Annotated in this window: 15 protein-coding genes; 6 read left to right on the forward strand and 9 right to left on the reverse strand. The window is 66.6% G+C overall.

All coding sequences use genetic code 11. From position 1 onward, the window contains the following. Window positions 1-1,011, reverse strand: a complete 1,011-nt coding sequence (locus IPJ87_03090) for a glycosyltransferase family 4 protein (GenBank protein MBK7940852.1) — start codon at window positions 1,009-1,011, stop codon at window positions 1-3. 51 nt (window positions 1,012-1,062) lie between these two features. Between IPJ87_03090 and IPJ87_03095 the strand changes: the two genes are divergently transcribed. The 5 genes from IPJ87_03095 to IPJ87_03115 all read left to right on the forward strand — a co-directional run bounded on the left by IPJ87_03095 (window position 1,063) and on the right by IPJ87_03115 (window position 9,283). Further along, complete coding sequence (locus IPJ87_03095) at window positions 1,063-1,848, forward strand: ABC transporter permease (protein MBK7940853.1); 786 nt, start codon at window positions 1,063-1,065, stop codon at window positions 1,846-1,848. Between the two features lies 1 nt (window position 1,849). Continuing rightward, a complete protein-coding gene (locus tag IPJ87_03100; protein ID MBK7940854.1) occupies window positions 1,850-2,605 on the forward strand; it encodes an ABC transporter ATP-binding protein in 756 nt (251 codons plus the stop codon). Next, complete coding sequence (locus IPJ87_03105) at window positions 2,605-5,637, forward strand: glycosyltransferase (protein MBK7940855.1); 3,033 nt, start codon at window positions 2,605-2,607, stop codon at window positions 5,635-5,637. The genes IPJ87_03100 and IPJ87_03105 overlap by 1 nt, the downstream gene beginning before the upstream one ends. 291 nt (window positions 5,638-5,928) lie before the next feature. After that, window positions 5,929-7,587, forward strand: a complete 1,659-nt coding sequence (locus IPJ87_03110; GenBank protein MBK7940856.1) for a T9SS type A sorting domain-containing protein — start codon at window positions 5,929-5,931, stop codon at window positions 7,585-7,587. Between the two features lie 139 nt (window positions 7,588-7,726). Further along, a complete protein-coding gene (locus tag IPJ87_03115) occupies window positions 7,727-9,283 on the forward strand; it encodes a T9SS type A sorting domain-containing protein (protein ID MBK7940857.1) in 1,557 nt (518 codons plus the stop codon). A gap of 55 nt (window positions 9,284-9,338) precedes the next feature. Here IPJ87_03115 and IPJ87_03120 read toward each other — a convergent pair whose 3' ends face one another. Together IPJ87_03120 and IPJ87_03125 are read right to left on the reverse strand one after the other, a co-directional pair. Next, window positions 9,339-11,738, reverse strand: a complete 2,400-nt coding sequence (locus tag IPJ87_03120; protein MBK7940858.1) for a hypothetical protein — start codon at window positions 11,736-11,738, stop codon at window positions 9,339-9,341. Window positions 11,739-11,740: 2 nt separating this feature from the next. Continuing rightward, complete coding sequence (locus tag IPJ87_03125) at window positions 11,741-13,168, reverse strand: MBOAT family protein (protein MBK7940859.1); 1,428 nt, start codon at window positions 13,166-13,168, stop codon at window positions 11,741-11,743. A gap of 126 nt (window positions 13,169-13,294) precedes the next feature. Here IPJ87_03125 and IPJ87_03130 point away from each other — a divergent pair, with 126 nt between their 5' ends. Beyond that, window positions 13,295-13,690: a hypothetical protein gene (locus tag IPJ87_03130; GenBank protein ID MBK7940860.1), complete on the forward strand. Its 396-nt coding sequence runs from the start codon at window positions 13,295-13,297 to the stop codon at window positions 13,688-13,690. Between the two features lie 18 nt (window positions 13,691-13,708). On the opposite strand, the gene IPJ87_03135 is transcribed toward IPJ87_03130, so the two are convergent. The 6 genes from IPJ87_03135 to IPJ87_03160 form a co-directional block, all read right to left on the reverse strand. Beyond that, the gene (locus IPJ87_03135; GenBank protein MBK7940861.1) at window positions 13,709-14,140 is read right to left on the reverse strand and encodes a VOC family protein; all 432 of its coding nucleotides are present in this window, start codon (window positions 14,138-14,140) and stop codon (window positions 13,709-13,711) included. A gap of 111 nt (window positions 14,141-14,251) precedes the next feature. After that, window positions 14,252-14,650: a hypothetical protein gene (locus IPJ87_03140; GenBank protein ID MBK7940862.1), complete on the reverse strand. Its 399-nt coding sequence runs from the start codon at window positions 14,648-14,650 to the stop codon at window positions 14,252-14,254. Between the two features lie 7 nt (window positions 14,651-14,657). Next, entirely contained in the window at window positions 14,658-15,632 is a 975-nt protein-coding gene (locus IPJ87_03145; protein ID MBK7940863.1) for a deoxyhypusine synthase family protein, read from the reverse strand. A gap of 96 nt (window positions 15,633-15,728) precedes the next feature. After that, window positions 15,729-17,144, reverse strand: a complete 1,416-nt coding sequence (locus IPJ87_03150) for an arginine decarboxylase (protein MBK7940864.1) — start codon at window positions 17,142-17,144, stop codon at window positions 15,729-15,731. Between the two features lie 315 nt (window positions 17,145-17,459). Next, the gene (gene corA / locus IPJ87_03155) at window positions 17,460-18,521 is read right to left on the reverse strand and encodes a magnesium/cobalt transporter CorA (protein MBK7940865.1); all 1,062 of its coding nucleotides are present in this window, start codon (window positions 18,519-18,521) and stop codon (window positions 17,460-17,462) included. Further along, window positions 18,505-19,404 (reverse strand): mechanosensitive ion channel family protein, encoded by a 900-nt coding sequence (locus tag IPJ87_03160; GenBank protein ID MBK7940866.1) that lies wholly within the window; start codon window positions 19,402-19,404, stop codon window positions 18,505-18,507. The genes corA and IPJ87_03160 overlap by 17 nt, the downstream gene beginning before the upstream one ends. Window positions 19,405-19,415: the final 11 nt, after the last annotated feature.

Genomic DNA, 19,415 nt, shown 5'->3' on the forward strand with positions numbered 1-19,415 from the left:
TCAGCGGCTCAGCTCAGGGGCAAGCGCACGCAGCGCGCGCAGAAGGGCGGCATCCTGAGCGCTGATGGAGAATGTGGCTGCGCAGGCGAGACCGCCACGAGCGCGGGTCGCACGTGCCTGCGGATCGTTCACCAGCGCGTTCATCACACGGGCCAAGGTAGCCGCATCCCCGGCAGGCACGCGCAGCGGCGCATCGCCGAACGTTTCCCGGAACACCGGCAGGTCGCTGGCGATCACCGGGCATCCCCGGGCCAGGGCCTCCAGGATGGGCAGGCCGAAGCCTTCGTAGCGGCTGGGCATCACCAGGGCCGTCGCGCGGCGCATCAGGGCGAAGAGCGCGTCGTCATCCACGCGTCCGGTCCAGGTCTCGCCGGGCCCCGGCCGCAGCTCGCGCCGGGCGAACACGCGGCCGGCCTCGCCCACGACGAAGGCCTGCGCCCCGGGGTGCCGTGCGTGGAGCAGGGCGAAGGCGCGTTGGAAGGTGCCCACGTCCTTGCGTGGATCGCCGGGGCCCACAAAGAGGAAGAGGGGCGGGCCGGAGGGAACGACCGCTGGGGCGCGGTGCAGCTCCACGGCGGGCGGCACCACGTGGACGCGCCCGGTGGTCGAGGGGAAATGCCGGCTGAGGTCATCGGCCATGGTCCGGCTGACGGTGATGACGCCACGGACCCGCGGGATAAGGGCAGGGAGGAGAAGCCGGTACCACGCGGCGAATGGGCCGCTGAACCAGGCGGGGTGCTCCAGCCACGCCAGATCATGCACCACGAGCAGCTGGTCGCGCACCAGCCAGGGGCCGGTGTTCGCCGGGCCGAGCAGCAGCTCACCTTTCCGCAGTCGCATGGGCAGCAGCAGCTGTTCCCACAGGTGCCCGGCGACACCGGTCGTGGTGCGCGGCGTGATGGTGCGGAACGGGATCCCGAGGCGCTGCAGCGAACCATGCAGCTGCAGGGCGTAGCGCTCCACCCCGGTCACCGGACGGTGGAGGCATCGGCCGTTGAGCACCAGCGCCATGCCGCCCAAGGTAGAGCGGACGGCCGCCGGCGCCCGGTTAACTTGCGCGCCATGTCAGCGCCCGCCGTTCACGCCCCGCCGGGGCGTCGCATCGCCTGGCCGCTGGTGTTGCAGGTGGCCTGGAAGAACGTCCGGCTCCGCTACAAGAGCTCGCTCCTCGGCTTCGTGTGGACCTTCCTGAACCCGGTGATCTACCTGGCGATCTTCCTGTTCATCTTCAGCCGGGCCTTCGATCAGGTGGTCAATTACCCGGTGTTCGCCCTCAGCGGGCTCATCCTGTGGACCTTCTTCGCCACCACTTCGGCGCACGTGCTCGGCGCGCTGGTGGAGAACGCCCATGTGCTGCGGTCGCTCGCGGTGCCGCCGCTGGTGTTCCCGCTGGCCCAGCTCTTCGCCGGGCTCATCAACCTGCTGTTCTCCCTGCTGCCCTTCGCGCTGTTGCTGGCGGCCTTCGGCTGGCGACCGCAGCCGGTGCATTTGCTGGCCCTGCCCACCCTCGTGCTCTTCGCCGTGTTCGTGTTCGGCGTGTCGCTCGCCCTCAGCACGCTCAACGTCTACTTCCGCGACATCGGCCTGCTGTGGAACGCGCTGCTCCCCGCGCTCTTCTACATCACGCCCATCGCCTACCCGCCGGACCTGGTGCCGGCCGACCTGCGCTGGGTCGCCGGGCTCGACCCGCTGTACTGGTACATCGGCCTCTTCCGCACCATCGTGGTGGACGGCGGATGGCCCGATGCCGGATCGATGGTGCTCGTCACGGCGCTGTCGGCGGCCTCGTTGGCGCTCGGCATGGTCGTGTACGGATCGCTGCGGCGCGGACTGATCGCCAACTACTGAGATGAGCACGCCACCGATGATCGAAGTGCGCGGCCTGCAGGCCGACTACCACGTGCTGCGGCATGGGGCGCGGTCCATCAAGGAGTACCTGCTGTCATTCGGCGGCAAGGGCCTGTTGGAGCGCAAGCGCATCATCGAGCAGGTGGACCTGGACATCGCCGCCGGCGAGTGCTTCGGCATCGTGGGGCGCAACGGCAGTGGCAAGAGCACCCTGCTGCGTGTGCTCGCGGGCATCGTGGAACCCACGGCCGGATCGGTGACGGTGCGTGGCCGCGTGGCCCCCATGCTGGCGCTGGGCGTGGGCCTCGAGCCCGAGCTCGACGGCCTGGAGAACGCCCGGCTCTGTGCGGCCCTCATGGGCGGCGACCGGAACGCGATGCACCGCACGGTGGATCATGTGCGCCACTTCGCCGGCCTGAGCGACGACGACCTGCGGATGCCGGTGAAGCGCTACAGCACGGGCATGATGGCCCGCCTCGGCTTCGCCATCGCCACCACCGACGATCCGGAGGTGCTGCTGATCGACGAAGTGCTCGCCGTGGGCGATGCGGGCTTCCAGCTGAAGTGCTACGAACGCATCGCCGAACTGAAGCGCAAGGGCGGCACCATCGTATTCGTGTCGCACGCCCTGGGCGAGGTGCAGCGCATCTGCGACCGTGCGGGCTGCATGGAGGCGGGGCGGCTGGTGAAGATGGGCAGCCCCCATGAGGTGGGCGTGTTCTACCACGGACTGTTGGGCATACCGGTGGAGGGGTGATGAACGGGCGCACGACGGCAGATCCGGGGGGCGCGGGCATCGCGGTGCTGATCCCCTGTTACAACGACGGGGCCTACCTGCGCGAGGCGCTGGACAGCGTCGCCGCGTCGACCCTCGCGCCGGCCGAGGTGGTGGTGGTGAACGACGGCTCCGACGATCCGGCCACGCTGCAGCTGCTCGCCACGCTGCGGGCGGAAGGGGTGCGCGTGATCGGCCGATCGAACGGCGGACTCGCAGCGGCCCGCAACACCGGCTGGCGCGCCACCACGGCCCCGCATGTGCTCTTCCTCGACGCGGACAACCGGGTGGAAGCGGAGCTGCTCGCGAAGCTGACGGCGGCCGTGATGGAGGACCCGCAGGCGGATGTGTTCTTCACCGACAAGCGCGAGTTCGGGCTGCGCGAAGGCGTGGTGCGCCAGCATGCCACCGATCTGCCGCGGCTGCTCGTGGGCAACCGCATCGATGCCTGCGCGCTGGTGCGCCGCGATCTTCTGGAACGGCTCGGCGGCTACGACGAGGCCATGCGCGACGGCTATGAGGACTGGGAACTGTGGATCCGCGCCACGGCGGCGGGCGCACGCTTCCACCACATCCCCGAGCCGCTCTTCGCCTACCGCGTGCGTTCCGGTTCCTTGCTTGCCCGGGCCGACGATCCCGAGGTGCGCGCCCGTATCCTGCGCCATGTGGTGGACAAGCACGCCGAGCTCTACGCCCGGCACGCCGGCACCGTCGCCGTGGAACTTCACCGCATCCAGGCGTACGACCGGTGGTTGCGCGCGGAGATCGGTGCGTCGGCACAGGCGGCCGGCCGATCCGCGGAGCTGGCCCTGGCCGAGGCGGCCCATGCCCGGACCGTCGCTGAACAAGCGCTGGCCGAAGCGAAGGAGGCCGAAGCGCGTGCCCGCGCGCAGGCCGATCGCGATGCCGCGCGGCTGGCGGATCTGGAGGCCGACAAGGACGTGCTGGCGGCCGAGGCCCATCGCCTGGTGGGCGAGGTGGACAAGGCCATGCAGGCGCTGTCCGCCCAGCGCGAGCATGGCCGCGCCCTGCAGGCGTTGATCGGCCAGTACGAGGCCCGCATCGCCGCCATCGAGGGCAGCCGGCTGTGGCGCATGCGCAGGGCCTACCACAAGATGCGCGCGCTGATGCGCACCTCGAGCGACACCTCCGGCCGGGGCTTCAAGTGGGTGCGGCGGGCGGTCTTCCTCGTCTCCGGCAAGGGGCGCCGCATCCTGCGGAAGTTCCTGGCCAAGGTGTTCCGCGCCCTCTACCTGCTCACCGAAGAGCGCCCCGTGCGCATCCTGGTGGGTGAGCAGCAGCAGGACCTCTTCGCCGTGCAGGGCGATCCCTACCACCAGTGGATGGCCCGCCATTTCGCCCGACCCAGCGACCTACGCGAGTACGCCGATCTCGTCGAGGGCTTCGCGCACCGGCCGCTGATCAGCGTGGTGATGCCGGTGTACGACCCGCCGGTGCACCTGCTGGACGCCGCCATCCGTTCCGTGGTGGACCAGGTGTACACGCACTGGGAGCTCTGCATCGCCGACGACCTCAGCCCGAACGCCGAGGTGCGCCGATGCCTGGAGCGCTGGATGAAAGAGGACGAGCGCATCCGGGTGGTCTTCCGTGACAGCAACGGCCACATCGCCCGTGCGAGCAACAGCGCCCTCGAGCTCGCGCAGGGTGCCTTCACGGCGCTGATGGACCACGACGACCTGCTGGCGCCGGACGCCTTGTTCCATGTGGTGAAGCGCCTGCAGCGCGACCCCGACCTCGACCTCATCTACACCGACGAGGACAAGATCGACGAGCAGGGCCGGCACAGCGAGGCGCACTTCAAGCCGCAGTGGTGCCCGGACCACCTGCTCTCGCGCAACTACTTCGGCCACCTGGTGGTGCTGCGCACGGCGCTGCTGCGCGAGGTCGGCGGCTTCCGGCCCGGCTTCGAGGGCAGCCAGGATTACGACCTGCTCCTGCGTGTCACCGAGCGCACGGCGCGGATCGCGCACGTGCCGCGCGTGCTCTACCACTGGCGTATCCACGCGGGCAGCGCGGCGCGCAGCGAGGAGGTGAAGCCCTACGCCTACGACGCCGCCAAGCGGGCGCTCACCGAGGCGCTCGAGCGGCGCGGCGAGCCGGCGGAGGTGGGCTTCCTGGACGGGTTCCGCGGCTATGACATCCGCTTCACCGCGCCGCTGCAGGGCCGGGTGAGCGTGCTGATCCCCACCAAGGACAAGGCCGAGGTGCTGGGCACCTGCCTGCGCTCGCTCTTCGCCCTCACCGACCACCCGGACCTGGAGGTGATCGTGATCAGCAACAACAGCCGCGAGGGCGCGCTCTTCGAGCTGCTGGACGACATGGCCGCGCGCGAACCCGGGCGCTTCCGCTGGTTCCGCCACGACGTGCCCTTCAACTTCTCAGGGCTGATGAACTTCGGTGCGTCGAAGGCCACGGGCGACCACCTCTGCTACCTCAACAACGACACCGAGGTGATCCACGCCGACTGGCTGCGCACCATGCACAGCTGGAGCCAGCGGCCCGCCACCGGCGCGGTGGGGGTGAAGCTGCTGTACCCCAACGACAGCATCCAGCACGCCGGCGTGGTGATCGGCCTGGGCGGCGTGGCCGGCCACACCTTCGTGGGCTACCACAAGGACGGCCCGGGCTACTTCAACTACATCAACACCATCAACAACTACAGCGCGGTGACGGCCGCGTGCATGATGGTGGAGCGGCGCAAGCTCGAGCGCATCGGCGGCTGGGAGGAGGCCTTCAGCGTGGAGTACAACGATGTGGACCTCTGCCTACGCCTGCGCGAGGCCGGCTACCACAACGTCTACCTGCCGCACGTCTCGCTCTACCACTTCGAGTCGCTCACCCGCGGTCATCCGCACATGACCAAGGAGAGCTACGAGCGGCACCTGCGCGAAGTGGCCCTCTTCCAGGAGCGCTGGCGCGGCTACGTGGACGACGACCCCTGCTACAACCCCAACCTGGGACGCGGCGTGCACGATTGGCAGTTCGCGTTGTGAGGGGAGATGCGGGCGCTGAACTTTTGTTGTGGACCGATCGACCGTTCCTCGGATCGATTTGGAAATACGATCTTCTCCACGGAGCTTCACCTTACCGATCGACCGGACCATGTGTACACACAAGCGTTATGCGCGGCACATGATGTCCAGCTCGAGGGCGATGGGGGCGGTTCTCGAGTTACCGATAGATCGACTTGCGCTGTTCTTCGCATGCTGCGCTACCGCGTCCAGTGCGAACTGCCCAGCGGCGAAGGCCTGTCCGCCAACTTGATCATCCTCAACTAGCCCTCCATGGACACTGCGAAGAAACTCGCTCAACAAAGCCTGACGGTTCTGGCCGGTTGCATGGCCATGCTCGTCCAGGCCCAGACCTGGCAGTGGGCCCGGCCTCTGCACCACACCAACGGTGTATCGGTGGGTTGCGATGCCCAAGGGAACATCTCCTTCATCGGGCGTTTTGGTGGAGGTGGCGCGATCTACGGGAACGACACGCTGCCGACCGGCCTGGCCAACCGAGTACTGGGCATGCTGGATGGCTCAGGGAACTTCCTGTGGGCCGAGCTCATGTTCACGCAAGTGCAGAGCTATCTGGTGGACGCCTCAGAGGAGGACCTCATGATGTTCACCAATCATGCCCGGAGCGACCGGGCGATCCTCGCTTACTTCCGCGGGGATGCCTACCTGGACACGGCTCATCTGGTGTCGGCCACCAACAAATTCCTCCTGGCACAGTTCAACGCGGACGGTAGCCTTCGATGGCGCAAGCTTTTCGGGGGTTTATATTATGATCTGATCGTGAGCGGCACCATGGACGAGGCCGGCAGCATTTACCTGGCGGCCGATTTCGAAGCCCCTGGGCCCGGTCCTTTGGACGGCGTGGCCATCCCCTCCGGTGAGGTGATCCTGAAGTTCGACAGCAGTGGCACCTGCCAATGGGCCACCCGCCTGAGCACCACAGCGTTCAACCAAGACATCGCCGTGATGGACGACCTGTTGGTGGCGGCCGGATGGACCCCTGGAGGCGATACGGTATGGGTGGATACGCTAGCGCAGTACATACCGGGACCGAGCGGTCTGATCTCGCGATGGGACCCGGAATCGGGGCATGTGATCTGGGTCACGGCCATTGAGCGGGGCGGCATGTATGACTGTACCATCGGATCGGACCGCCGGTTGTACATTAATGGGCTGCATTCTCATATAGTGGTCGTGGGGAACGACACCCTTGCCGCTTCGCCCGGCAGCGTGCCGTGGTTCGGGTGTTTCGATGAAACCGGGCAGGGCCTGTGGGCGAAAGGGACACAGGTATCCACCCTTTCCGCAAATCCTGTCCCGATGGACATTCAAGCCGTGGACAGCACGGGATTCTACAGTACAGGACGTTTGGAGCTGAGTCCGTTCGACATCTCGTTCGACGGGTTCGTGGTGAGCAACCCGGGCTGGCCGTACAGTCTAAGCGCATATGTGGTACGGTACGACCGCGACGGGCACTGCCTGGGAGTGGCCAGCGGCACGCGGGCGTTCCCCTGGCAGGTGCTGGCGTTCCCTGATGGCGGCGCCGCGCTCATGGGGCAGTATGATGCCATGGCAGACCTGACCCTTGGCAGCATCCTTGTGCCGACCGCGCAGAGCGGTGCGGACCACTTCATCGCCCGCCTGGATGCCATCACCGGGGTGGAGGACCTGAAGTCGGGCCCTTCGCAAGAGCTGCACATCTACGCGAACCCCAACCGCGGCAGCTTCACCCTGCGCGTGCCCGAGCATGCCGGCAGCCTGCGAAATGCGGTGCTGCGTGTGTACGACAACCAGGGTGTGCAAGTGCGCAGCTTCAACCTGGCGCCCGCCAGCACCCAGCAGGTGGAGATGGGCGTGGTGCCGGCCGGGCTGTACCTGCTGGAGCTGCATGCCGAGGGCCGGGTGTGGCGCGGGCGGATGGTGGTGGCTCCATAGCAAGCACGTGCGGTCCTTCGATGATGTAAGCCAGGCCATGGTCAGCTTTAGCACAGAGGGCCTGGTGAGCGGTGTTCATTGTGTCCGGGTTTCGGACGGGCGATCTGTGCGTGCCAAGCCTTTCCTGATCCCCTGAGCCATGAAGCTGAACCACTACACCGCCGCTGCGTTGTTGTTCCTGCCCGTAGGAGTGACCGGGCAATCCACATTCCAGATCCTTCGACATGGAGCTGGCTTTGCAAAGGGCCATATCATTGAACTGCCGAACGGGGATCTGTTGTGCGGTCATGGTGCTACTGGGGGGGTCTCGGTAACCGACCCGGATGGGACCATCCAGTTCACGCGGTCGTTCGCCGTCGATTCGTTCCTGGTCCTGCAGAGTGTGAAGCCCCTTGCGGACGTGGGGTTTCTCCTCGCAGGCGGTTATCGGGTGGATACCTGTTGGGTCGGCGGCCCGAGGCGCATCCATCCTGTGTTGGGCCGTGCGGATACGCTGGGGAATATCATGGAAGCGAGCTACTACGTATTCAACGAGCCAGCGTGCTTCAGATTGGCGGGAGACCTGGAGCTGTTGGCCTCCGGTGACGTGCTCGTGCATGGACGGCCGATGATCGGTACGTTGAATGCACTAGACAACATGTATTTGCTCAGGTTGGACTCCATGGGTGATGTGCTTTGGGCCAAGACCTATGGGTCGGAAGGCGATGGCGTCATCGAGTTCGTCCGTGAACTACCGGGTGGCGACCTTCTGGTCGGCATGAACCGACCCGGTGCCGGGGCCTGTATGGGGCGCATGGACGCCAATGGCAATGCCCTCTGGTTGAAGTCCTACATCCGGCCGATAGCTGCGGTGAAGGACTGCGTGGTGGAGAACGACAGCAGCTTCACCGTGGTCGGTTTCACGGAGACCGGCATGGGCAGCACCCCCCAGCTCTACATGCTCCGCTTGGATGGTGACGGTGACGTGCAGTGGTGCAAGGCGTACACACGTGATCTTGGGTGGCCTCCGTGGCGTTGCGCATTGGATAAGACCCCGGATGGACAACTCGGCGTGCTGGCCGTTACAGCGGGTAAGGCCTACCTGATGAAGACCGACCAGAACGGGGATACCCTGTGGACGGCCGCTTTTGGCATACCCGGCTATTCGATGGAGGTCTGGAACCTCCTCGCGGCCTCGGACGGTGGATTCGTATTCAATGGTGATGCGTCTGGCTTGAACAGCTTCCTTTTCAAGGCGGACTCCCTTGGCCACTTGGGCTGCGACTGGCTGGAGCACCATGTTCCGGTACAAGTCCAAGGGCTCTTTCCGACAGATAGCAGCTTCACCCTCGCGACCACGGATGGCGGCGCGGTAAGGATGCCAGCGACGATCAACGACACGATCTATCCATCGTTCCCGCCCGAGGATGCGTGCATCTACACCCCGGTACAGACCCTGTTCTCGCCCACGCACCGCCTGCCCGTGCGGCCCAACCCCACGTCCGGTGCGCTCACGATGGTCTTCCCGGATCCCCTCCGCGCGGACAGCTTCTACAGCGTGTTCGATGGCACGGGCCGCCTGCTGTTCCAACGGCCGCTGCCCAGCGGCGCCACCAGCGAGGACATCGACCTCTCACGCTTCGGGAGCGGCACCTACCTGCTGCGACTGAGCGGGCCCGAGGGGGTGTACCACGAGCGGGTGGTGGTGGCGCCGTAGGATGGGTGTGGGCCCTGATGGGCAGCTTCCAGCGGGGACCCCGTCCAAGTGCCCCTCACAGATCCTCCCGCAGCTTGTCGTGGCTGAGGTCGGTGATGAAGACCTCCAGCAGTTCCTGCACCACGATGTCGGGCTTCTCGCGGGTGACGATGTCCGGGATGAAGACCGGTGACCACACGTACACGCTGCGGCTGAAGTGCTCGCTGAGGTAGGGGATGAGGTACACGGCGAAGGAGTCGCGGAACATCAGCAGCTTGGGCGCCTGGGGGTCGGGGCCCTGCTTGAACACGGGGCGGTACTTGAAGAAGGCGGAGGCGGGCAGCTCCTCCTCGGCCAGGTCGCGGGCGCGGAGGTCGTCCTTGGGCACCATCATGTAGGTCACCCGTGTCAGCTTGTCGTTGATGGCCAGCTGCAGCGCCAGATCGCCCTGGTCGTTGGTGTCGGGCTCCACGATGTAGTCCTCGGGCAGGCAGGGGGCGCCCACCGCGGGGTGGTCCTGCCGGATGCGCTCCATCAGCGTGCGGTAGCCCACGAAGGCGCCCCAGGGGTTCCAGTGGATGTCGGTGGTGTAGTAGGGGTCGCGCACGGTGCGGGCCTCGCGCAGGGGGGCGCGCATGTCGATGAACTGTACGCCGGTGCGTGCGCGCAGCGCGGTGATCAGCTGGTCGAGGCCTCCGGTGCGGCCGGGCAGGGGGGCGTACTTGTCCGGCAGCTTGTCCGGGTAGATGGTGCTGGCCATCGGCGCCACGGTGAGGTAGTAGCTGATGCCCTGCTCGGCCAGCCAGCGCCGTCGCTTCTCCAGCCGTTCGCAGATAAGCTGCAGCTCGTTCTCGCTGAAGATGGGCAGGTTGCGATACTGGTCCACTACGCCCGGGCGCATCAGAAAGAGGTGGCCGTCCTTGCCGAAGACCACGTTGTGCGGCATGGGCGATGACCGCAGTGCATACGTGTGGAAGAGCGCGTTCCAGCGGAACAGCAGCTTGCGGTAGCCGAAGTGGTCGCCGTAGTACTTGGTGTACTTGGCCGTGAAGTGTTGGATGCTGTGCATCCGGGCCAGCGGCTTCTCGGCCAGCGGGCGCTTCTCGGTGTCCTCCAAGTAGGGCTGGATGGGCAGCCAGTCGGCCAGCAGGGGCAGCCAGAGCAGCAGCACGAAGGCGCTTGCGAGCGCGACCTCGGCGGGCCGGCCCCCTCGCGCAGCCTGGTCGAGGGCGGGGGAGCGCCAGGCGCCCAGCAGGGCGAAGAGGGCGGTGACCAGCCCGATGCAGAGCGGCAGCGGGCCGTTGCCCGACCGCTCCTGCAGGTCCTCCACCCGCGTGCGCAGGTCGGTGTCGCAGTACAGGAACGGGTCGTTGGCGTTGAAGACAAGCCGCAGGCCGCGCGGGGTCTTTTCCTTGATGCGCACCTGCTCGTTGGTGCCGAACAGGTCGAAGAGCTCTTCGCTGGTGAAGGTCGTGCGTTCGTCGTTGCACCGGAGCGTCATGCTGCGGATGAGCAGGCTGTCCTGCATGTTCCCCGGGTCGAAGCGCAGGAAGCCATACGACGTGTCTGCCGGCATGCGGAAGCTCACCAGCTGGGGCCGAGGCGATCCGCTGAGCGCGGTGTTCACGTAGAAGCCCTCCTTGAAGGCGCCGGGCTTGGCGGCGTGGAACACCTGGAAGTTGTCGCGGTGGGTGGCCACCAGGTCGAACTCCACGTGCACCGCGCGGTCCTTGAAGTGGATGCCGTTGGTGAGGCCGGTCATCAGCGCACCGCTGCCCAGGGCGACGGCCAGGGCGAGGAGCTTGCGGCGCAGGGGCACCGCGGCGGTCACGGCGGGTGCGGCGGGGCCGGGCGCGGCCGGAACACGGCGCGGACGCAGCAGCAGGGCGAGCAGCAGGAAGCAGAGCCCCCCGGCCACGGCGGCCAGGGCGAAGGGGCGGATCACCGGCCGCACGGGGTCCATGGCCTCGGCGGTGAGGTCGGCGATGTCGCGCGTGGTGCTCAGGTACGGGTCGTCGCCCGTGGCCACCAGGCGGATGGCCTCGCGCAGGGTGTCCACGCTGAAAGGCTTCAGCTGGTGGGTGGGGGCGAAGAGCTCGGCGATGCGATCGGGGCCGAGGCGCACGGTGCGGTAGGGGCCGCGGAGCACCACGGCGTGCAGCAGCTGTTCGGTGGCGGCGGTGGCGGGGTCGATGCGCAGGCCCTGCACGCGGGTCATCTCCGGCGGCAGGGCGAAGGAGAGGCGCTGCCGGCCGGCCTGTGCGGCGGAGGTGGCCGTGAGCACGCGGCCGGCATCGTAGGTGTAAGTGATGTCGTCGAAGAAGAGGGCGTAGCTGTCCTCGTAGGTCGTGGTCACCTCCAGGTCCACCCGCAGGCCGGGCGGGGCGGGCTGCACGCGCAGGGCCCACCATGCGCCAAAGAACGCCAGGCAGGCGCCCAGCAGGGGCAGCCACAGGCGGCGAACAGCGGGGTCCATGGTCAGAAGCGGAAGTAGATGAAGGGACTGTAGGTGGTGCTGGCCACGGCCATGGCCACGCCCACGAAGAGCAGCAGCAGGCCCGCCACTTCCAGGGCGCCGCGCACGCCACCGGGCAGGTGGGGCTCGGTGCGGCGCAGGCCGGTCCAGCGACCCACCAGCGCGTGGACGTTGAGGGCGCCGAGCACGCCGATCCCCAGGGCCACCAGGGTGCTGTGGGTGACGAAGAGGGCGGGCGGGTTCAGCACGGCATCGCCGGGGTTCACGCCCACCATGGCCAGGATGTAGTGCCACGCCTCGGTGAGGTCGGTGATGCGGAAGAAGACCCAGGCCATCAGCACCACCACGAGGGTGTAGAGATGGCCCACGAGGCGCGGCGCGCGGTCGAGCAGGCGGCCGAGCCCGGCGCGCTCGATCACCAGGAAGAGCCCGTGCACCAGGCCCCACACCACGAAGTTCCAGCTGGCGCCGTGCCACAGGCCGGTGAGCAGGAAGACGATGAAGAGGTTGAGGTAGGTGCGTCCAGCGCTGAGCCGGCTTCCGCCAAGGGGGATGTAGAGGTAGTCGCGGAACCAGGTGCTGAGGCTGATGTGCCAGCGCCGCCAGAACTCGCGCACCGAGCGCGCGATGTAGGGCCGGTCGAAGTTCTCCAAAAACCGGAAGCCCAGCATGCGACCCAGGCCGATGGCCATGTCGGTGTAGCCGCTGAAGTCGAAGTAGATCTGCACGGCGTAGGCCACCGCGCCCAGCCAGGCCGTGGGCAGGGGCAGGTCATCGGACGGGAGGGCGAAGACACCGTCGGCGATGCGGGCGCAGTGGTCGGCGATGAGCACCTTCTTGGCCAGGCCCACGATGAAGCGGCGCACGCCGCTGGCGAAGCCGGCCAGGTCGGTGCTGCGGTCGTCGATCTGCCGCGCCACATCCTGGTAGCGCACGATGGGGCCGGCGATGAGCTGCGGGAAGAGGCTGATGTATAGCGCGAGCGGCCCGGGGCGCTGCTGCACCTCGGCGGTGCCCCGGTACACGTCGATCGCATAGCTCATGCCCTGGAAGATGAAGAAGGAGATGCCGATGGGCAGGTGCACCGGCGCCAGCTCCACCGGGGCCAGGCCGAAGGAGCCGGTCACGGCGTTGAAGCTGTCGACCAGGAAGTTGGCGTATTTGAAGGCGATGAGCGTGGCCAGGTTGAGGGCCACGGCCACACCCACCCACAGGCGGGGCCGCACGCCGCGGTGGATCGCCAGGCCGCACAGGTGGTTCACCAGCACGGTGGCCAGCATCAACAGCACGTAGGCGCCTTCACCCCACGCATAGAACAGCAGGCTGGCCAGCAGCAGCACCGTGTTCTGCCCGCGGCGGCCGAAGAGCCACACGGCCAGGAGCGTCAGCGGGAGGAAGAGGAAGAGGAAGACCGGCGAACTGAAGACCATGGCCGCAGGCGGCTAAAGTAGGGAGGTGCACGCGCCGGGCAGGGTCCCTTGTCATGTTAAGATAATGTAAAGTTGTGGTGAAACGATCCTTATCTTTGGAACGTTCAACCGGAAACGCTCCACCCCATGCGCACTCTTCTGGCCCTCTTCGCGCTGCTCATGCTCGCACCGGCTTCCGCGCAGGAACTGCTGAAGCAGGAACACCACGCGAACGGTCGGTTGAAGAGCACCCTGTACCGCGAAGGCGGTTCGGTGCGCTTCATCACCTACTTCGAGAGCGGACGGGTGAAGGAGATGGGGGCCTTCCGCGATGGACGCCGGGATGGGCTGTGGCAGCAGTTCGCGGCGAACGGCACGCTGCTGACGCGGGCCGAGTTCGACCGGGGCGTGCGCACGGGCACCTGGGAGCTGCGCGACCCCTTCAATGGCAACACCGGGCGGTTGCGTTTCAGCGACGGCCGGCTGGTGGATGGGGCGCAGTACGACCCGAGCGGCCAGCTGCTCGCGGCGCGCACCTATTGAGCATCGGCAACGCGGGGATCAGTCCCGCTGAAAGACCGCGTCGGGGTCGGCGAAGGCCTTGAACTCGATGGCATGACCGTCGGGGTCCTCGATGAAGAGGCTCACCTGTTCGCCCACCTCGCCCTTCATCACGGTGCGGGGCTCGATCAGGAACGGCAGCCCCACCTTCTTGAGCTTGTCGCGCAGCTTCTTCCAGTCGCTCATGGACAGCACGATGCCCCAGTGGTCGCTGGGCACGCCCGTGGGTGAGGCGGGGCTCTTCGGATTGTAGATGCGGGCGGTCTTGATCAGCTTGGGCACCTCCTGGATGGTGAGCTGGTGGCCGAAGAAGTCGTAGTCCACCCAGGTGGCGGCGCTGCGGCCCTCCTTGCAGCCGAGGAACTTGCCGTAGAAGGCCTTGATGCGTTTGAGGTCGGTGGTGGCGAAGGCGAGGTGGAAGATGCCGTTCATGGTGGGTGGGGCCTGGCTGGGTCGCCCGAAAATACCACGGGCCTGCGCGGAGGAGCAGGCCCGTGGAGCGGGTTATGAGCAGCGCCCGGTTGGTGGGCCTGCGTGGACCGGTCAGTCCTCGTCGTCGTCGGCCTCGCCCTCGTCACCGCCGTCGTCGGCGTCCTCGTCGGTGTCGTCCTCGTCCGTATCCTCCTCCTCCTCACCGGCATCGTCCGTCTCTTCCTTTTCGTCCTCGGCGCCCTCCAGGCCATCGCCCTCGATCTCCTCGGACACGGCGGCGGCACCATCGTCCTGGTCGAGGAACTCCTCGATCTCGGCGCGGCTCTCGGGGTTGATCTTGATGAGGTAGATGGCCTCGCTGGTGCGCAGTTCGATCACGCGGAGCGTCTCGCCCTTGGCCGTGCTGATGGCGCGGATGTGCGAGTTGTCGATGCCGTCGGGATACTGCTCCTGCAGCTTCTCGCGCAGCTCGTCGGTCAGGGTGTTGAAGGAGCGGATCAGGCGTTGCATGGCGGGTTCACATGTCCAGGATGTAGGCGAAGATCAGCGGGGCCACAATAGTAGCATCGCTTTCGATGATGAACTTGGGGGTGTCGATGTCGAGCTTGCCCCACGTGATCTTCTCGTTGGGCACGGCGCCGCTGTAGCTGCCGTAGCTGGTGGTGCTGTCGCTGATCTGGCAGAAGTAGCTCCAGAAGGGCACCTCCTCGCGCTGCAGGTCCTGGTGCAGCATGGGCACCACGCAGATGGGGAAGTCGCCGGCGATGCCGCCGCCGATCTGGAAGAAGCCGATGCCGTCGCGGCCGGCCTCGCGGGTGTACCAGTCGGCCAGCCACATCATGTACTCGATGCCGCTCTTCATCATGGAGGGCTTGCAATCGCCCGTGATGCAATGACCGGCGAAGATGTTGCCGAGGGTGCTGTCCTCCCAGCCCGGGCAGATGATGGGCAGGTTGCGCTCCGCGGCGGCCACCATCCAGCTGTCCTTCGGGTCGATCTGGTAGTACTGCTGGAGCACGCCGGAGTTGATCATGGCGTAGAAATACTCGTGCGGGAAGCGGCGGTGGCGGCTCTTGTCGTCGGCGGTCCAGAGGTCGAGCACGTGCTTCTCCAAGCGACGGAAGGCCTCGTGCTCGGGGATGCAGGTGTCGGTCACCCGGTTCATGCCGCGGTCGAGGAGGTCGCGCTCCTGCTGCGGGGTGAGGTCGCGGTAGTGGGGGATGCGCTCGTAGTGGTCGTGGGCCACCAGGTTCATCACGTCCTCCTCGAGGTTGGCGCCGGTGCAGCTGATGATGTCCACCTGCCCGCGGCGGATCATCTCGGCGAGGATCTTGCCGAGCTCGCCGGTGCTCATGGCGCCGGCCAGGGACACGAGCATCTTGCGGCCGGCGGCCTTGTGGGCCTTGTAGCCTTTGGCGGCATCGACCAGGGCGGCGGCATTGAAGTGCAGGAAGTGCTTCTCCAGGAAGGCGGAGATGGGGCGTGCGCTCATCAGGGGGGTGTTGGGAGGGCTCCCTTCGGGGGGGAGGGGAGCGGCGGGGCGAAAGATAGAAGCGGAGCGTGGACGGTCCGGACGACGGTCGGAGGGCTATTTCCGCACCGCTTCCTCCTGGGGCAGGTAGCCCAGCAGTTGCAGCATGCGTTCGGCGCTCTGTTCGGGGGCGAAGAGGCGGTCGGTGAGCGAGCCGTCCGCGGCGCGGTCCAGCAGCACGTGCTTGGGCTTGGGGATCAGGCAATGCTGGATGCCGCCGAAACCGCCCAGGGTGTCCTGGTAGGCGCCCGTGTTGAAGAAGCCGATGAACTGGCGGCGGTCCTCGCGGAAGCGCGGCAGGTAGATGGCGTTGATGTGCTGTTCGCTGTTGTAGTAGTCGTCGCTGTCGCAGGTCATGCCGCCCAGGAACACGCGCTCATACTCGTCGGCCCAGTTGTTCACCGGCAGCATGATGAAGCGCTTGCTGATGGCCCAGGTGTCGGGCAGGGTGGTCATGAAGCTTCCGTCGATCATGTTCCAGCGCTCCTTCTCGTTCTGCTTCTTCTGGTGCACGATGCTGAAGAAGGTGGCGCCGCTGTCGCTGACGGTGAAGCTGCCGAACTCGCTGTAGATGTGGGGCTCCTTCACCTTGTTCTCGGCGCAGATGTCCTTGATGCGGCCGGTGATCTCGCCGATCATGTAGTCGAGGTCGAAGCTGAAGTTGAGGCTGTTCTTGATGGGCAGGCCACCGCCGATGTCGAGGGTGTCCAGGGTGGGGCAGAGCTTCTTGAGGTCGCAGTACACGTTGACGCACTTGCTGAGCTCGTTCCAGTAGTAGGCCGTGTCGGTGATGCCGGTGTTGATGAAGAAGTGCATCAGCTTGAGGCGGAACTTCCGCTGCTTGCTGACGTTGCGCATGTAGAAGGGGATGATGTCCTTGTAGCCGATGCCCAGGCGGCTGGTGTAGAACTCGAACTTGGGCGCCTCCTCGGCGGCGATGCGGATGCCGATGTCGCAGGGGCCGGTGATCACCTCGTCCAGCTGGTAGATCTCGGCCATGTTGTCGATGATGGGCATCACGCGCAGGCCGGCGTTGGCCAGGCGGCCGATGTTGCGGATGTAGCGCTCGTCCTTGAAGCCGTTGCACAGGATGATGGCGTCCTTGGGCATGCGGCCGCGCTCCAGCAGGAGCTCGATCATCTCCATGTCATAGGCGCTGCTGGTCTCCAGGTTCACGCCCTTGTCCAGCACCTTGTCGATGATGTAGCTGAAGTGGTTGCTTTTGGTGCAGTAGAAGTAGGTGTACTCGCCCTGGTAGTCGTGCTCCTTGAAGGCCTTGGCGAAGCTGGCGCGGGCCAGGTCGATCTTCTCGCCGATCTTCGGCAGGTAGGTGATGCGCACCGGGGTGCCGTACTTCTCCAGCAGGGGCACCAGGTCCACGCCGTTCCAGGTGAGGTGGTCGCCGTCCAGACCGAACTCGTCCTTCGGGAAGTCGAAGGTCTGCTCGATGAGGTCGATGTAGCGGGTCTTCATGCGCGGAGGTGCGGATGGGGGTATGCGGAGAGGGCCGTGCGGATGGAGCGCGGAAGATGCGGGCCGGGCGCGGCCTGAACGGGCGGTCGTGCGTGCGCGAAGGCGGCTGGGGAGGGCCGGAGGGGCACGCGCGCGGTCATCAGCGGAAGGCGGTGGCGGGCGTCCCGTGCGGCACGAAGGCCGCGCCGCCCACGGCGATGAGCAGGGCCGACCAGGTCTGGTCGCTGAGTCCGGCGGCGCGCTTGGTCATGGGCGGAACGGGGCAAAAGTAGCGGGCACGAGGAAGCCCCCGGACCCGCTGGAGAAAAAACAGGATCACAGCCACCGCTTCCGCCGGAACCACACCAACATGCCGCCGGCGATCACGGCCATCAGGCCCATCACCAGGAAGTAGCCGTGCCGCCAGCGCAGTTCGGGCATGTGGTCGAAGTTCATGCCGTACACCCCCACGATGAAGGTGAGGGGGATGAAGATGGTGCTGATGATGGTGAGCAGCTTGATCACCTGGCCCATGCGCAGGTTCACCCCGGCGTGGTACGTGTTCTCCAGGTTCGCGAGCATGTCGCGGAAGGTGGCGATGGTCTCGGCGATGTACACCGTGTGGTCCTGCAGGTCGTTGATGTAGCGCCGGGTGTTCTTGTCGATCAGCGGGCTCTGCAGGGTGTTGAGGCGGCCGGCCAGTTCGCGGGCGGGGGTCACGTAGCGCGTCACGGTGATCAGCAATCCGCGCAGTTCCTGGAGGCTCAACAGATCCTCGTTGCCCGGGCGCACCGTCACCTTGCGCTCCAGGCGCTCGATGCGTCGGCCGAGCTCTTCCACCACCAGGAAGTAGTTGTCCACGATCACGTCGAGCAGCGCGTACAGGAGGTAGTCGGCGCCGCTCTTGCGTACGCGGCCGAGCCTGTGGCGGATCCGCTCACGGATGGGGTCCAGCACATCGCCGGGCCGCTCCTGGAAGCTGATCACATGCCCGCGTCCGAGCACCAGGCTCACCTGCTCCACATCGATGGACCCGGTGTCCTCGTCCATGGCGAGCATCTTCACCACCACGAACAGATCGTCCTGGTACTCCTCGAGCTTGGGCCGTTGGTCGGTGTTGAGGACGTCCTCCAGCAACAGCGGGTGCAGACCAAAGCGCTCGCCGATGGCGGTCACCACCTGTCCGTCGTGCAGGCTGTCCACGTCCACCCAGCACACCATGCCCTGCGGCGGAGGTAGCTGCAGTGCCATGAGGTCCGGCGCCTTCGTTTCGGTGTAGGTGTCCGCATCATAGACGAAGGCACGGAGGGTGCCCCGTTCCACGGCATCGCCGGCCACCTGCACCAGGGATCCCGGTGGCAGGCCCACCTTTCCGGCGCGGCTATGCACCCGCTTCATGCCCATGGCCCGGCGGTGCTCCGCCCTCGTATTTATGCACCACGGTGCGGTGCGGGTAGGGGATCTCCACGCCTTCGCGGTCGAAGCGTTCCTTGATGGCGAGGTTGAGGTCGAAGTGCATCATGCGCGCGGTGAGGGCGTCCTTGGCCCAGACGTAGGCGCGCAGCAACAGCCCCGATTCGCCGAGGGCGATGAGGCGCACCGCCACGATGGGCTCGTTCTTGGCCTTCTCTTCGGGGGTGCGTTTGTCCAGCCGGTCCTTGTGGGCCAGGCACACTTCCTGCAGCACCTGCATCGCGCGCCTTGCATCGGTCCCGTAGCCCACGCTCACCTCCACATACTGGCAGATGGCCTGGTCCACCACGGTGCTGTTCACGATCGTCTCATCGCTGATCTTGGAGTTGGGGATGATCACACGCCGGTTCTCGCCGGTCACGATCACCGTGTGCCGGAGGGTGATGTCCTCCACCACGCCCATGTGCCCGGCCACCTGCAGCGAGTCGCCCACGCGGAAGGGTTTGAAGCTGACGATGAAGACCCCGCTGATGATGTTGCTGAAGGCGCCCTGCGCGGCCAGGCCGATGATGGCCACCAGGATGCCGGCACCGGCGAAGAGCGTGACGGCCACATGGCGGAAGCTGGGGATGGTGTAAATGATGGCGCCTGCGGCCACCAGGCCCACGATGAACCGCGTGGCGTTCCGGAGGAACCGGTAGCGCGTACGGTCCTCGTTGCCCTGGTCGCTGCGCAGGTAGCCGCGCTTCAGCAGGATGCGGATGATCCGTTCCAGGATGAAGGCCAGCGCCACGATGAGGGCGACCTTCGCGAGCAGCAGCAGGTTGAAGCCGAGCTTGTCGAGCAGACGGTCGAGGGCGGGGTCCATGATGGCCGCAC

The sequence above is a fragment of the Flavobacteriales bacterium genome, assembly GCA_016713875.1.
Classification (GTDB): Bacteria; Bacteroidota; Bacteroidia; order Flavobacteriales_F; family PHOS-HE28; genus PHOS-HE28.

Bases quoted from the DNA above. Each gene is read 5' to 3' on its own strand.
- IPJ87_03090 (MBK7940852.1), bottom strand. From the start codon at position 1,011: ATGGCGCTGGTGCTCAACGGCCGATGCCTCCACCGTCCGGTGACCGGG.
- IPJ87_03095 (MBK7940853.1), top strand. From the start codon at position 1,063: ATGTCAGCGCCCGCCGTTCACGCCCCGCCGGGGCGTCGCATCGCCTGG.
- IPJ87_03100 (MBK7940854.1), top strand. From the start codon at position 1,850: ATGAGCACGCCACCGATGATCGAAGTGCGCGGCCTGCAGGCCGACTAC.
- IPJ87_03105 (MBK7940855.1), top strand. From the start codon at position 2,605: ATGAACGGGCGCACGACGGCAGATCCGGGGGGCGCGGGCATCGCGGTG.
- IPJ87_03110 (MBK7940856.1), top strand. From the start codon at position 5,929: ATGGACACTGCGAAGAAACTCGCTCAACAAAGCCTGACGGTTCTGGCC.
- IPJ87_03115 (MBK7940857.1), top strand. From the start codon at position 7,727: ATGAAGCTGAACCACTACACCGCCGCTGCGTTGTTGTTCCTGCCCGTA.
- IPJ87_03120 (MBK7940858.1), bottom strand. From the start codon at position 11,738: ATGGACCCCGCTGTTCGCCGCCTGTGGCTGCCCCTGCTGGGCGCCTGC.
- IPJ87_03125 (MBK7940859.1), bottom strand. From the start codon at position 13,168: ATGGTCTTCAGTTCGCCGGTCTTCCTCTTCCTCTTCCTCCCGCTGACG.
- IPJ87_03130 (MBK7940860.1), top strand. From the start codon at position 13,295: ATGCGCACTCTTCTGGCCCTCTTCGCGCTGCTCATGCTCGCACCGGCT.
- IPJ87_03135 (MBK7940861.1), bottom strand. From the start codon at position 14,140: ATGAACGGCATCTTCCACCTCGCCTTCGCCACCACCGACCTCAAACGC.
- IPJ87_03140 (MBK7940862.1), bottom strand. From the start codon at position 14,650: ATGCAACGCCTGATCCGCTCCTTCAACACCCTGACCGACGAGCTGCGC.
- IPJ87_03145 (MBK7940863.1), bottom strand. From the start codon at position 15,632: ATGAGCGCACGCCCCATCTCCGCCTTCCTGGAGAAGCACTTCCTGCAC.
- IPJ87_03150 (MBK7940864.1), bottom strand. From the start codon at position 17,144: ATGAAGACCCGCTACATCGACCTCATCGAGCAGACCTTCGACTTCCCG.
- corA (MBK7940865.1), bottom strand. From the start codon at position 18,521: ATGAAGCGGGTGCATAGCCGCGCCGGAAAGGTGGGCCTGCCACCGGGA.
- IPJ87_03160 (MBK7940866.1), bottom strand. From the start codon at position 19,404: ATGGACCCCGCCCTCGACCGTCTGCTCGACAAGCTCGGCTTCAACCTG.